Origin of the sequence: Comamonas sp. GCA5 (genome assembly GCF_036541385.1) — a bacterium.
GTDB lineage: Bacteria > Pseudomonadota > Gammaproteobacteria > Burkholderiales > Burkholderiaceae_C > Comamonas > Comamonas aquatica.
In genome coordinates, this window is the sequence record NZ_JAZHFR010000090.1 from 1 (window position 1) to 13723 (window position 13723).

The 13723-nt window shown below is 65.2% G+C and carries 14 protein-coding genes and 1 pseudogene; 7 read left to right on the plus strand and 8 right to left on the minus strand.

Annotated features, from left to right (window positions below):
• From SJH88_RS16180 to SJH88_RS16195, 4 genes and pseudogenes are all read right to left on the minus strand, one after another.
• Positions 1–674 (minus strand): annotated as a pseudogene (locus tag SJH88_RS16180) (precorrin-3B synthase); the annotation flags it as partial.
• A gap of 62 nt (positions 675–736) precedes the next feature.
• Positions 737–2674, minus strand: coding sequence for an esterase/lipase family protein (locus SJH88_RS16185; protein ID WP_274755082.1), 1938 nt, complete (start codon positions 2672–2674; stop codon positions 737–739).
• Positions 2675–2692: 18 nt separating this feature from the next.
• A complete protein-coding gene (locus tag SJH88_RS16190; protein ID WP_274755083.1) occupies positions 2693–3802 on the minus strand; it encodes an Lnb N-terminal periplasmic domain-containing protein in 1110 nt (369 codons plus the stop codon).
• A gap of 147 nt (positions 3803–3949) precedes the next feature.
• Entirely contained in the window at positions 3950–4507 is a 558-nt protein-coding gene (locus SJH88_RS16195) for an adenine phosphoribosyltransferase (RefSeq protein ID WP_043378426.1), read from the minus strand.
• A gap of 264 nt (positions 4508–4771) precedes the next feature.
• Here SJH88_RS16195 and SJH88_RS16200 point away from each other — a divergent pair, with 264 nt between their 5' ends.
• The 3 genes from SJH88_RS16200 to lptC are packed head-to-tail and all read left to right on the plus strand — an operon-like array spanning position 4772 to position 6929.
• Complete coding sequence (locus tag SJH88_RS16200; protein ID WP_274755084.1) at positions 4772–5773, plus strand: KpsF/GutQ family sugar-phosphate isomerase; 1002 nt, start codon at positions 4772–4774, stop codon at positions 5771–5773.
• Entirely contained in the window at positions 5773–6333 is a 561-nt protein-coding gene (locus tag SJH88_RS16205; protein WP_274755085.1) for a KdsC family phosphatase, read from the plus strand. Before SJH88_RS16200 ends, SJH88_RS16205 begins: the two co-directional genes overlap by 1 nt.
• On the plus strand, positions 6330–6929 hold the full coding sequence (gene lptC / locus SJH88_RS16210) for an LPS export ABC transporter periplasmic protein LptC (protein WP_274755086.1): 600 nt from the start codon (positions 6330–6332) through the stop codon (positions 6927–6929). The genes SJH88_RS16205 and lptC overlap by 4 nt, the downstream gene beginning before the upstream one ends.
• Before the next feature lie 94 nt (positions 6930–7023).
• Here the strand turns inward: lptC and SJH88_RS16215 are convergent, their stop codons facing one another.
• Both SJH88_RS16215 and SJH88_RS16220 read right to left on the minus strand, forming a co-directional pair.
• Positions 7024–7458, minus strand: a complete 435-nt coding sequence (locus SJH88_RS16215) for an RNA recognition motif domain-containing protein (protein WP_043378435.1) — start codon at positions 7456–7458, stop codon at positions 7024–7026.
• A gap of 214 nt (positions 7459–7672) precedes the next feature.
• Positions 7673–8017, minus strand: coding sequence for an RNA recognition motif domain-containing protein (locus SJH88_RS16220; RefSeq protein WP_042416267.1), 345 nt, complete (start codon positions 8015–8017; stop codon positions 7673–7675).
• 465 nt (positions 8018–8482) lie between these two features.
• Between SJH88_RS16220 and SJH88_RS16225 the strand changes: the two genes are divergently transcribed.
• The 4 genes from SJH88_RS16225 to otnI all read left to right on the plus strand — a co-directional run bounded on the left by SJH88_RS16225 (position 8483) and on the right by otnI (position 11846).
• Positions 8483–9061, plus strand: a complete 579-nt coding sequence (locus SJH88_RS16225; RefSeq protein WP_043378440.1) for a TMEM165/GDT1 family protein — start codon at positions 8483–8485, stop codon at positions 9059–9061.
• Positions 9062–9172: 111 nt separating this feature from the next.
• A complete protein-coding gene (metX, locus tag SJH88_RS16230; RefSeq protein ID WP_274755087.1) occupies positions 9173–10303 on the plus strand; it encodes a homoserine O-succinyltransferase MetX in 1131 nt (376 codons plus the stop codon).
• Complete coding sequence (gene metW, locus SJH88_RS16235; RefSeq protein ID WP_042416273.1) at positions 10300–10884, plus strand: methionine biosynthesis protein MetW; 585 nt, start codon at positions 10300–10302, stop codon at positions 10882–10884. The genes metX and metW overlap by 4 nt, the downstream gene beginning before the upstream one ends.
• A gap of 140 nt (positions 10885–11024) precedes the next feature.
• Positions 11025–11846, plus strand: coding sequence for a 2-oxo-tetronate isomerase (gene otnI, locus SJH88_RS16240; RefSeq protein ID WP_274755088.1), 822 nt, complete (start codon positions 11025–11027; stop codon positions 11844–11846).
• 156 nt (positions 11847–12002) lie between these two features.
• Here the strand turns inward: otnI and corA are convergent, their stop codons facing one another.
• Positions 12003–12989: a magnesium/cobalt transporter CorA gene (gene corA / locus SJH88_RS16245; RefSeq protein WP_274755089.1), complete on the minus strand. Its 987-nt coding sequence runs from the start codon at positions 12987–12989 to the stop codon at positions 12003–12005.
• A 203-nt stretch (positions 12990–13192) separates the two neighbouring features.
• On the minus strand, positions 13193–13723 hold a 531-nt coding region (locus SJH88_RS16250), incomplete at its 5' end, for a uracil-DNA glycosylase family protein (protein ID WP_274755090.1).

Here is a 13723-nt window from a genome sequence, read left to right on the forward strand (position 1 = left end):
GCCAGCTGGCTGGCCATGCGCCCGGGGTGCAGCCCTTGGGCGCGGCGCTGGCGCGCCTGTGCGGCACTCCAGCCGGCCAGCAGCAGCACGCAGGCGATGGCGTGCTCCAGCGTGGGGGCGGCCAGGGCCTGGTCCAAGCCCTCGGGCTGGACCCACCAGCGATGGGGCGCTGGTGCGCCGTGCTCCGCGGGCAGGCACAGCAGGCGCACATCGGCCGGAACCGTGGTCAGCAGGGTGTGCTGCGGGCCAGCGACGAGCCAGCCGAATTTGGCCGGCAGGCCCTGCAGCACTTCTGCCGGTGCCTGTTGCAGCGCGGATTGCAGGGCCTGGGCGCTGGCCAGGACCCCGTCGCCGGACTGGTGCAGCGGGTCGATCACGATGGCGCGCAGCTGTTCCTGGCGGGCGTCGGCATCCAGCAGCTGCGCCGCGGCCAGGGCCTGCAGCACGGCGCCGTGCTGCTGCGGGTCCACACCGCGCAACTGCACATTCGCACGGTTCGACAGCTCCAGCGTTCCGCTGCCATAGCGGGTGGCCAGGTCCGCCAGCAACACGGCCTGCGCCGCGCTCAATCGGCCTAGCGGGGGGCGCACGCGCACGACCAGCCCATCGCCCGAAGCCATGGGTTGCCAGGCGCCCGGGCACCAGCCCTTGATGCGCGGAGAGGTGGGGGGCATGTGGGGTTCCATATCGAAAATTGTGGCGGGATTGCGCGGGCGGACCCTTGACCCATCTGGACTTATGGCTTGCTTGGGGCGTTGCTTGGCAGCAGTTGGTTGTGCAGGATGCGGCGGATTTCCACGATGGCGCGCGGGTGCTCCTGCACGCTGTGGCTGAAGGGCACGATCAGCTCCGAGGCGGCCCCCTCCAGGTGGGCGCTGCGGTAGGGCACGATGCCATCGCTGCTGTCGGCCAGCGGCAGGTTGGGCGTGTCGTTGCCAATGATGGAGTGGTAGCGCACGCGGGGGCTGATCGGCAGGTTGGCCATCAGGCGCACGTACTCGTCCGCGTCGCTGAGGTTGTCGATGCTGTTGGGAATGCGCAGCAGCGAGTCCTTGCCGATGCGTGGCGACGCATTGGCCAGCTGGCGCCTGAGGTCGGCGAACTGCTCGACCATGGAGAACGGCAGCGTGATCAGGTTGGACACCCAGCGCGCGATGCGGTTGTTGGCAAAGTCCGTGCCGCGGTGCGGGGCCGCGATGAAGATGGCGCTGCTGACCTGGGGCACGGGTTCGAATTCGACAAAGGGCCGCAGCTGTTCGTCCAGCTGGTCCGGGTCCAGGCCGTAGGTGTCGGTGATGGACGCCAGCACCTGGCCCTGGGTGCTGCTGACCATCAGGCGGGCCAGCACCCCGCCCATGCTGTGCCCCACCAGGGTGATGTCCTGCGAGGCACGCGCCGTGCCCTGCGGGTCAAAGTGCTGCAGCGTGCGTTGCAAGGCCTGGCGAATGGCCTGGTTGTTGAGCGCCAGCGGGGCGTTGGTGGGGTAGTAGACCTGCCAGATCTGGTAGTTGCGGCGCAGGTTCTCGTCGCCCAGCACCTCGTTGGCCACGTTGATCCAGGCCTCGGGGCTGCTGGCCAATCCGTGCAGCATGACGATGGTGCGTCGGTTCGGGTCGTAGGGCTGCATCAGGTAGATGCTGGGGCGCACGATGCCGTTGCTCAGCCCCACCAGGGTGCGCAGCGCCTGGGTGGCAAAGCCGGAGCGCGCCAGCCACAGCCCGTAGCCCGAGGAAAAATTGCCCGCCAGCGGCACCTGGGTGCGGGCCAGCTCGACTTGCCGGACACGGTAGGGGTCGAAGGCCTGCAGTTGCACCTCGCGCGTGGACAGGACCTCTTCCAGGCTCTGTCCGGCAAAGTTCAGCACCACGGTGACGGCGGGAAACAGCGACTCCTGGTAGGGCGGGCGTGGCGGGCCTTCCAGCATGCCCTGGGCGGTGCGTGCCAGATCGCGGTCCGCATCACTCTGGAACACGGCCACCAGCTCGGCACCGAAGCCATCGCGGCGGTACTGGTTGCGCAGCCCAGAAAAGCGCAGCGAGGTGGCGGGCACCAGTTCGTTGGGGATGTTCTTGTTGGCGGGCAGCCAGACGCCCGAGAAGTCCGAGGTCAGGTGCCAGCTGCCCAGGGTGATGGGCGCGGACGGGGCGGCCTCGCCGCGCAACGCGAACAGGCCGGTGACCGCCTGTTGCACGGCGTGGTTGTAGTAGTCGCGCACCTGGACCTGGCGGTCTTCGAAGGCCCGGTCGCTGGGTTTGCGTTGGGTGAAGAACAGGTAGGCCCAGGCGTGGCGTGCGGCTTCCAGCCAGGCCTGCACATCCTCGGGGGTGCGCGTGCCGGGCAGTGAGGGCACCTGCTGCGCTTTGCGCGCCTGCAGGATCCACAGCTCGGCCAGCGTCGCCATGCGCTGTTCGTCGTACAGGCCGGTGGCGGTGGCGATCGTGTAGTGGCACCAGGGGACGTCGGCCAGGCAGCGCTTGCTGTCCAGGTCCAGCACCCGCAGCGCCTCCTGCGCCGCGGGGCTGAGTTCGCCCGAGGTCAGCACGTCGCTGCGCCGCTCGGCCAGGTAGGTGGCCGGATCGGTGGTGCGGACGGTGACACCGGCGCACCCCGTCAGCAGGGTGGCCAGAGCAAGCACCAGCCCCAGGTGCCAGCGGGAGGGCGAAAACAGCGTCATAGTGCGCGAGTGTAGGCGTCATGCCGGGCCGGTGGCCGCAGGTGGGGCCGGCGAGCGCATGCCGGCGCGGATGTGGCGCGAAAAGTCGATGCTGGCCTGGGTGTCGTCCAGGCCGGGGGCGGGTTGCCAGCTCTGCGCGCGGGCGTTGATGTGGCCGTTGCTGCGCTGCAGCGGCAGCGGTTGCATGGATTCCAGGCCGTCGGCGTCGCGCAGGTATTCCGGCAGGTAGCCCGAGGCCAGCAGGCGCCAGTCCAGAGGCAGTTCCTGGCCGATGCGCCGTGCCAGCTGCCAGACGATGGTGGTGCAGTTGGCCGTGAGCGTGTGGTAGAAGCGCGGCGCTTGCGCCAGCTGCGAGGCCTGCTGGGCATAGGCCAGGAACAGCTCCTGCATGGCGGCGGGCGACAGCTTCGCGCGGTACAGGTGCACCTCTTCGCCCCGGGCGTTGGTGCGCACGGCCAGGATGTCGCGCTCGTCGGCGGCCACCAGGGCCATTTCGTACTGCTTGAAGAAGCCGGCCAGGGCGTCGAAGTGCTCACCCTGCTCTTTGCGGATTTCCACGGAGAACACGACGTGCTCGCCGTTGTCGAACCCGAACGACACCAGGGTGTGGGCGATGGCCGGTCCCATCCAATACGACACTGCCACGTCCACGCTGCGCAGCCGTGCCAGATCGTAGTTCCGGATTTCCCAGCGCGGGGTGTAGTCGGTCTCGCTGCGCCAGATGAAGTTGCGCACATGGCGCAGCTGGATGTGCTGGGGGGCGTTGTATTCGGGCGCGGCCTCGACCAGGTGCGCGACGTCATCGGCCCAGCGCCGGTCGCTGCGTGGTGCGATGGTGCTCCACCAGGCCAGCAGGGCCAGCATCAGCACCAGCCCGCCGGCCATGACCGGCAGGGTGCGCCGTTGCAGCGCGCCGTAGCCGAGCAGCACCAGCCAGGCGAAGCCCCAGACCAGGGCCAGGGCTGTCGCGATGTTGTGGGTCTGCGGGGCTTCCAGGTATAGGGCGGTGCTGCCCCAGGCGCCGCACAGCATGGCCCCCAGGCACACCAGCAGCCAGGTCAGCGCCCCCAGCCCACGCCGCCAGCGCGGGGTGACAGGCATGAAACGGTGGCTGGCGGGGTAGGGCATGGGGGTTAGGCGAAAATGTAAACAAACCAAGTTTGCCGTGACACATCGGTGAACGCTGTCACGGTATGTATCTGTGGCCCCCGGGGCACAGGCACAAAAAAAGCCGGCTGGGCCGGTGGGGTGCGCACCACAGGGAGGACGTGGGCCTCAATGGCCGGCGAAATCCACCAGGGTGAACAGCGGCAGCTTGCCGGTGGTGCGCAGTAGCTCGGAGCCCCCCAGCTCGGGCAGGTCGACAATCGCGGCACCCTCCATGACGGTGGCGCCCAGTTTTTCGATCAGTTTCTTGCCGGCCATCATGGTGCCGCCGGTGGCAATCAGGTCGTCGATCAGCAGGACCTTGTCCCCGGGCTTGACGGCATCGGTGTGCAGCTCCACGGTGGCGCTGCCGTATTCCAGCTCGTAGGTTTCCTCGACGGTGGTGAAGGGCAGCTTGCCTTTCTTGCGGATCGGCACGAAGCCCACGTTCAGCTCATAGGCAATGACGGCGCCCAGGATGAAACCCCGGGCATCCAGGCCTGCCACCACATCGGGGCGCTTGTCGGCATCCATGTAGCGGTGCACGAAGGCATCGATCAACACGCGGAATACCTTGGGGTCCTGCAGCAATGGGGTGATGTCGCGAAACTGCACGCCGGGCGCAGGCCAGTCGGACACGGTGCGGATGTGCTGGCGAAGGTAGTCGTTGACGCTGGTGGTGTGCATGGCGCGCAGTTTTCAAAGCCGCAAAGGGCTGCTGGGGCAGGGGCTGCATCGGCAGCGCTCCCGCCGGAAACGAAGGGCCTTGCCGGTCGCAAGGCGGTGAATGCAAAAAGTGTAATCAGTGGCGGATTCTGACGCAGTGGCACGCGCGATCAGGTCGGCGTCCGTGGGTGGTTTCTGCGGCGGAGCCGCCACCCTGGCCCTGCTTGCGTTAGGCGTAGGTCCGATGGGGCGGCGGGGTCTCGGCCGCACCGATAAAATCCGTCCATGAACATCCCCATGCCGACCTCGCCCGTACTGGGCGCGTCGCAGGCCCTGGCCACGGCGCGTGAGACTTTGACCATTGAAATCCAATCGCTGCAGGCGCTGGCCCAGCGGCTGGACGATTCCTTTGTGCAGGTGGCGCAGGCCATGTTGGCGACGCCCGGGCGTGTGGTGGTCATGGGCATGGGCAAAAGTGGTCACATCGGGCGCAAGATCGCTGCCACCCTGGCGTCGACCGGCACGCCGGCCTTCTTTGTGCACCCGGCCGAGGCCAGCCATGGCGACCTGGGCATGGTGACCGACAAGGACATGGTGCTGGCGATCTCCAACAGTGGCGAGAGTCAGGAGCTGACATCGCTGCTGCCGGCCCTCAAGCGCCAGGGCGTGCGCATTGCCGGCATGACCGGGGGCCTGACCTCCAGCCTTGCCAAGCATGCGGACTGGGTGCTGGACACCAGCGTGGAGCGGGAAGCCTGCCCCTTGAATCTGGCGCCCACCGCCAGTACCACGGTGCAACTGGCCCTGGGCGATGCCCTGGCGGCCGCCTTGCTGGAGGCGCGCGGCTTCAAGGCCGAAGACTTTGCGCTGTCCCACCCCGGTGGTGCCTTGGGCCGCAAACTGTTGACCCATGTGCGCGACGTCATGCGCAGCGGCTACGACGTGCCGCAGGTGCTGGCGCAGGACGGGTTTGACCGCCTGATGCGCGAGATCAGCGCCAAGAACATGGGGGCCAGTGCGGTGGTGGATGCCGCGGGGCGGGTGCTGGGCATCTTCACGGATGGTGACCTGCGCCGCCGCATCGAAGACGGCACAGATCTGCGTGCGGCCAAGGCCGCAGACCTGATGCACCCCCAACCTCGCACGATCAGTCCCGATGCCCTCGCAGCCGATGCGGCCCAGTTGATGGAGCGCCACGGCATCACGTCGGTGCTGGTCACGGATGCAGCAGGAACCCTGGTGGGCATGGTCCATATCCGGGACCTGATGTTGGCCAAGGTGATCTGATGGACGCAATGCAAATGGACAGGTCGGTGCGTTGCGAGGCCTCGGTGCTTGCCAAGGCCCAGCAGGTGCGGGTGGTGTTCCTGGATGTGGATGGCGTGCTGACCGACGGGGGCCTGCTGTTCAGCGAGCATGGCGAGACCCTCAAGCGCTTCAACACCCTGGATGGGCACGGCATCAAGCTGCTGCAGAAGGCGGGAATCGTGCCTGCGGTGGTCACGGGGCGGGATTCCGCGCCGCTGCGCTTGCGCCTCAAGCAGTTGGGGGTGCAGCATGCGGTCTACGGTACTGAAGACAAGGTGCCGGCTGCGCAGTCCATTCTGGACAGCCTGGGGCTGGATTGGGCCCAAGCCGCCGCCATGGGCGATGACTGGCCGGATCTGCCCGTGATGCAGCGCTGTGCCTTGGCGTGTGCACCGCGCAACGCCCACGCGGAAAACCTGGTCCGTGCCGATTGGGTGAGCGACCTGCCTGGCGGCCAGGGAGCGGTGCGCCAGTTGTGTGATCTGCTGCTGCAGGCCGGTGGGCACTACCACCGCTTGCTGGAGACCTATCTGCGATGAAAAAAACCTTGCAACGTGTCTGGGAGCAACTGTCCGTTTACCTGCCCATCATGCTGATGGCAGTGCTGGCCTTGGGCACCTGGTGGCTGGTGCGCAATGCTCCCAAGCCGTTGGCAGGTCCCGCTGACTCGGTAGCTTCGGCCAATCCGGATTACACGATGCGTGATTTTTCGGTGCACCAGTTCGACGCCAGCGGGCGTTTGCAAAGTGTGATCCAGGGGGATATGGCGCGCCATTTGCCCTTGTCCGACACCTTGGAAGTGGATGCGGTGCGCACGCGCAGCATTGCGCCGGATGGCACGGTCACGACCTCTGCCGCCCAACGCGGTATCAGCAATTCGGACGCCTCTGAGGTGCAGCTGTGGGGGGATGCCAAGGTACGGCGCGTGGTGCCCGGTCAGCCCCAGGCGGCCTTGCAGGTGGAGGGCGAGTTTCTGCACTCCTGGACGAAGGAAGAGCGCGTTCGCTCCCATTTGCCCGTCGTGTTGACACGCGGTGGAAGCCGTTTTGTCGGGGATAGCATGAATTACGACAATCTGTCCCAAGTGATTGAACTCAAGGGGCGGGTGCGGGGTGTGATCGAATCACGCAAGTGATGAATACCGCTGCGTGAGAATATAAGAAATATAAATGTAGGATTATTCTTGCAAAAACAAAAAAGGCCCTCAGGGCCTTTTTTGTTTCAAGAAGTTAATGGTCGTTCTTGAATCGGTTGCCCCCTTCGGGGTTCTGTCCATAACCTGGGTTGCCGCGCCCACGTGGGCCGGTGCCATAGGGGCTGCGAAAGCTGCCTTCCCCGCGGCCGGCAAACCCGTTGTTGCCTGCATTCGGGTTGCCACCATAGCTGCCGTAGCCTCCGGAACGGGGCGGGCGGGGTTCCATGGGGCGTGCTTCATTGACCACAAGGCTGCGGCCGCCCAGGGGTTGGCCATTCATGCCCTGAATGGCTGCACTGGCCTCGGCGTCACTGCCCATTTCCACAAAGCCAAAGCCTTTGGAACGCCCGGTATCGCGCTCCATCATGACTTTGGCACTGGCCACTGTGCCAAATGGCACGAAAGCCTGTTCCAAATCGTGATCGCGAACGCCATATGGCAAATTGCCTACATACAACTTACTGCCCATCACTCGCTCCTCAGCCGAAACCAATGGGGTGCCGATGTCTTGAAAGCACCCATTTGTTGGTATTGGTAAACAGAAAGCGGAAATTCCGCGGAAACATTATCCGCAGAGTTTTTATGGAAATACAAGCGGTTTAGGAAAATAAAACGGCCATAAAAAAAAGGAACCTTGCGGTTCCTTTTTTTATGGAGCGTCGCGTCAAGACGCGCGTTCGGGATTAGTAGCTGTTACGGCCACCACCGAAACCGCCGCCGCCGAAGCCGCCGCCGTTGCCACGGCCACCGCCGAAGCCACCGCTACGGGGAGGGCGGGGTTCCATGGGGCGTGCTTCGTTCACGACCAGATCGCGGCCGCCGAAGTTTTGACCGTGCATGCCTTGGATAGCAGCTTGGGCTTCAGCATCGCTGCCCATTTCCACAAAGCCGAAGCCCTTGGAACGGCCGGTGTCACGCTCCATCATGACCTTGGCGCTTTGCACAGCGCCGAATTCGGAGAACGCCTGCTCGAGGTCGTTGTCGCGGAAAGCGTAAGGCAGGTTGCCCACGTAAAGTTTGTTGCCCATGGAGGACTCCTAGAAAAAGACTTGAAACGCGATGGAGCCCTAACCGAAGCCAACCTGAGGCTTGACCTACCTTAGAGACGCAAACGCACTTGCTCCTGTACCCGAGTACCCGGGAGCGAGCCCATTATGTCGCAAGCTATCTGGAGGTCACTGGGGTTTTGTCAAATTTGTGCTCCTATACAACAAAGCACTCGTATTAACCCGCAATTCCATCTTGATAACAGTGGTGTGCTTCGGCGGAGGGCGATAAATATTGCAAATCGCTACAATAGTCCCCGTCTTTGGGGAGTAGTCCGTTTGGCGTGCAATGCGCCAAAAGCATGTATCAACAGACTTGGCGCGAGTGCGCTATGGTGCATGCGGCTTCAAAAGCTGGGCAAGACCATTGGCTGCAACCGTATCCAGGCTGGACGCGGCGGCAGTCAATGCGTGTTTGTTCGTCCAGCCGTCTAAAAATCCCCCACTATGGAAGCTTTTCTCGTATCGACCGGTATTGTCGCCTTGGCTGAAATGGGCGACAAAACGCAGTTGCTCTCCCTGGTTCTTGCCGCACGTTTTCGCAAACCCTGGCCGATTGTTCTGGGCATTTTTGTTGCCACCGTGGTCAACCATGGCCTGGCCGGTGCCGTCGGTGCGTGGGTGAACGCCATGATCGGGCCCGACGCCATGCGCTGGATCCTGGGTCTGTCCTTCATAGCGATGGCAGTCTGGATGCTGATCCCGGACAAGCTGGAAGATGACGAGGTGGCCGGGCATTCGCGCTGGGGGGTGTTCGGTACCACGGTGGTGGCGTTTTTCCTGGCCGAGATGGGGGACAAGACGCAGATCGCCACGGTCATGCTGGCCGCGCAGTACAACGCCTACCTGTGGGTGGTGCTGGGCACGACGCTGGGCATGATGCTGGCGAATGCCCCCGTGGTGTGGCTGGGCGACAAGCTGGTCAAGAAGGTGCCGATTCGCCTGGTGCATGTGATTTCGGCGCTGATCTTCCTGGTGCTGGGCGTGGTGGCCTTGTTCGCCACAGGGGTGCCGGGTTTGGCATAATGCCCTGCATGCGCCGATTTGCTTCTGCTTGCGGGCGCTTTATAAATCCTGCTAAAGACGAAACCGCTTGCACAGAACCCGGCCTCGTTTTTAGCGATGCCGGGTTTTTTCATGTCCTTCATCGCCACACCACAAACCATGCACTTTCCGGATGCGTTGCCGCTGCAAAGCGGCAAGCACATCCGTGACTACACCCTTGCGTACGAGACCTATGGCACGCTGAATGCCGACCGCTCCAACGCCATCCTGGTCTGCCATGCGCTGAATGCCTCGCACCACGTGGCGGGCGTGTACGCCGGCCAGCCCAAGAGCGAGGGCTGGTGGGACAACATGATCGGCCCCGGCAAGTCCGTGGACACCAACAAGTTCTTCGTCATCGGCGTCAACAACCTGGGCTCCTGCTTTGGTTCGACCGGCCCCATGCACACGAACCCGGAGACCGGCGAGGTCTATGGCTCCAGCTTCCCCGTGCTGACGGTGGAGGACTGGGTCAACGCCCAGGCGCTGCTGCTCGATCGCTTGGGCGTCGCACAACTGGCTGCCGTGCTGGGTGGCAGCCTGGGGGGGATGCAGGCCCTGAGCTGGACGTTGCAGTACCCCGAGCGCATGCGCCACGCCGTGGTGGTGGCCAGCGCGCCCAATCTGAACGCCGAGAACATCGCCTTCAACGAGGTGGCGCGCCGCGCCATCGTCACCGACCCGGACTTCCACGGCGGTGACTTCTACGCCCACGGCGTGGTGCCGCAGCGCGGGCTGCGCATCGCCCGCATGATCGGCCACATCACCTACCTGAGCGACGATGTGATGAACCAGAAGTTCGGCCGCGCTCTGCGCAACGGCCCCGACATCCAGTTCACCACCCAGGACATCGAGTTCGAGATCGAGAGCTACCTGCGCTACCAGGGCGACAAGTTCAGCGGCTACTTCGACGCTAACACCTACCTGCTGATCACGCGGGCGCTGGATTACTTCGACCCTGCCAAGAAGTACGGGGGCAGCCTGAAGGCGGCGCTGACCCGCAGTCTTGCCAAGTTCTTCCTGGTCAGCTTCACCACCGACTGGCGCTTTGCGCCGGGGCGCAGCCGCGAGATCGTGCAGGCCCTGCTGCAGAACGGGCGCGACGTCAGCTATGCCGAGATCGACGCGCCCCATGGGCACGACGCCTTCCTGCTCGACGACCCCCGCTACCTGGCCGCGATGCGCGCCTACTTTGACGGCATTGCCAAGGAGTTCTCCGCATGAGCGCGACCCCCACCATGCAAGCATTGGCACAGCTGGTGCCCCAGGGCGCCCGCGTGCTGGACCTGGGCTGCGGCGACGGCAGCTTTCTGCAGTACCTGCAGCGCGAGCGGGGCTGCACCGGCTATGGCGTGGAGATCGATGACGCCAACGTGCTGGCCTGTGTGCAGCGCGGCATCAACGTGCTGCAGCTGAACCTGGACGACGGCCTGGCCATCTTTGAGGACAACAGCTTCGACATGGTGCTGCAGATCAACACGCTGCAGCACCTGCGCAACACCGAAACCATGCTGCGCGAGACCGCGCGCGTGGGCCGCATGAGCGTGGTCAGCTTCCCCAACTTCGCGCACTGGCCCAACCGCTTCTCGGTGCTGCGCGGGCGCATGCCGGTGACGCGCCACCTGCCCTACCAGTGGTACGACACGCCAAACATCCGCGTGGGCACGTTCAAGGACTTCGAGGTGCTGGCGCACAAGAACCGGCTGCACGTGGTCGATGCCTTTGGCCTGCGCGAAGGCCAGGTCATCCGCAGCTGGCCCAATCTGCGCGCCAGCACGGCCGTGTTCTGCTTGGAGCGGGGCTAGGCGCGACCGCGGGCAGGTCGGCTGCGCGCCGGCATGACCCCGGGGCCCTGGGGGGTGAGCGGGAGGGCCGCTGCGACGCGGGGTGGCCGCCACCCGACCAGCGTCAAAGCGGCGGCGGTGCAATTTCCCATAATGCAACCATGCCCCGCTGTGCCGCCAACCTCTCGCTGATGTACACCGAGCTGCCTTTCCTGGCCCGCTTCGGTGCGGCCGCCCGGGATGGTTTCCGGGCGGTGGAATACCTGTTTCCCTATGCCTACGCGGCCGAGGAGCTGGCGCAGCAGCTGGTGCAGCATGGCCTGCAGCAGGTGCTGTTCAACGCCCCGGCCGGGGGCGGGAATCTGGCGGAGATGGCCCAGGCCTGGGAGGCCGGGCGGCGCGGCAGCCTGTGCATTCCCGGGGAAGAGGCCCAATTTCGCGAAGGCGTCTGGCAGGCCCTGCACTACGCCCAGGTGCTGGGCTGCCCGCGCATCCACGTCATGGCCGGCCTGGTGCCGCACACGCTGGCGCGCGAAGCCCTGGTCAGCACGGCCCACGAAAACCTGCGCTGGGCGGTGCAGGCCGCCGCCGACGTGGGGGTGGCGGTGCTGGTCGCGCCGATCAATGGGCGCGACATGCCGGGCTATTTCCTGCAGACCCAGGACCAGGCCCACAGCTTGGTGCAGACCGTGGCGGCGCCCAACCTGAAGGTGCAGATGAACCTGTACCACTGCCAGGTCATGGAGGGCGATGTGGCCACCAAGCTGCGCACCTACCTGCCCACGGGGCGCGTCGGCCACATCCAGGTGGCGGGTGTGCCGGAGGGGCACGAGCCGGATGGGGGCGAGCTGCACTATCCCTATCTGTTCGACCTCATCGATGCCCTGGGCTACAGCGGCTGGGTGGGCTGTGCATACCGCCCGCGCCACGGCACCAGCCAGGGGCTGGGCTGGATGGCGCACCCCGCTTGCCGCATGGGCTGAGGGCGCAGCGGCCGCACGGTGTGGCCACCGTGGCGGCCAAAGAACCGTGAAAAAGTGAGCGTGTGGCGCGCGTTCTGCCTTGATTTCAGGCGTTAAACCATCTGAAGTTGGCTTGGAATGATCGCTGGCCGCTCCTTTTTTGGATTGCCTGCGGCCTTACTTGAGCCAGCCGCGCTTGCGGAAGTACAGCATGGGCCCCACGGCGCTGAGCACCATCAGCACCAGCACGTAGACGTAGCCGTATTCCCATTCCAGCTCGGGCATGACGCGGAAGTTCATGCCGTAGACGCTGGCGATCAGCGTGGGCGGCAGCAGGGCCACGCTGGCCACCGAGAAGATCTTGATGATCTTGTTCTGGTTGATGTTCAGGAAACCGACGGTGGCGTCCATCAGGAAGTTGATCTTGTCGAACAGGAAGGCCGTGTGGCTGTCCAGCGACTCGATGTCGCGCAGGATCTGGCGTGCGTCCTCGAACTGCTCGGCATTCAGCATCTTGCTGCGCATCATGAAGCTGACGGCGCGGCGCGTGTCCAGCATGTTGCGGCGGATGCGGCCGTTCAGGTCTTCCTGGCGCGCAATGTCGGCCAGCACGGTCTGGGCGTCGCTGTCGGTGACGTTGCCATCCAGCACCTGGGCGCTGACCTTCTTCAGGTCGTCGTAGATGCCTTCCAGCGTGTCGGCGGAGTATTCGGCGTCGGCGTCGAAGAGCTTGAGCAGCACTTCCTTGGCCTCTTCGATCAGCCCGGGCGCGCGGCGCGCACGCAGGCGCAGCAGGCGGAAGACCGGAATGTCTTCCTCGTGGATGGAAAACAGCACGCCGCAGCTTTTCAGCTCGGTGTTGTGCTGGTTCAGGATGAAGGCCACGCGCACGCTGCGCGGGTCGTCCTCGTCGTCCACCAAGAAGTCGCTGCGGATGTGCAGCTCGCCGTTGTCTTCCTCATAGAAGCGGGCGGATTCCTCGATGTCCTCGTCGGTCGCGTCTTCAGGAATCGACAGACCGTAGTGCTGCTTGATCCAGCGCTTTTCCTCGAGGGTGGGCGACTCCAGGTCGACCCAGATGGGCTGGAACTGCTTGAGTTCTTCCAGCGATTCGATCTCTTCCTGGACCAGACGGCCATTGGACAGCGAAAAGATATTGAGCATGCAGCTCTCCCAAATGTTGTTGTGGCTTTGGCGGGGATGCAGGGTGCGCTTCCAATCCTTCCGCGTCGGCCATCGGGCACAGGGAGAGGATGGAAGCTACCAACTAGGGTAGGTTTCCACGGAGTTATCTCCAAAATATGACAAGCCCTCAATTATGCCGGGCATCCTGGTGGACAGGGGGCCGGGGCCTTTCGGGCGCAGGCTCAGGGCGCCGGGGGGGGGCGCAGCGCGTGGGCGCGGCACAGATCGGCCCACGCGGCCGGCTTGGCGTGCGGTGAACGCAACAGGTAGGCCGGGTCGTAGCTGACCACGGCGGGCGTGCCGTGCAACTGGTGCACCTGGGCGCGCAGGCGGCCCAGGGCTTCCTCGCTGCCCAGCACGGCGCGGGCCGCATGCAGGCCCAGCACCAGCACGCGGGCCGGGCGGGTGTGCTGCAGGCAGTGCGGCAGGGACTGGTCCAGTGGCTGCCAGTCCACCGCCTCGGCGGCCAGGCCGGCGGCCGACAAGGCTTCGCTGCCGGGGCGCTGCACCCCGGCGATCCAGACATGGGCGCTGTGGTGCAGGCGCAGGGCGCGCAGCATGTTGTCCAGCAGCTTGCCGCTGTCCCCGGTCAGCGGGGCGCCGGGGTGCGGGCCTTCCCAGATCACCAGCCAGCCATCGTCGGCGCTGCCGCCGCCGGCCTGGGGATAGGCCTGCACGGCCGGGGCCATGCGCCAGACGGTGGCCGGTGCGGC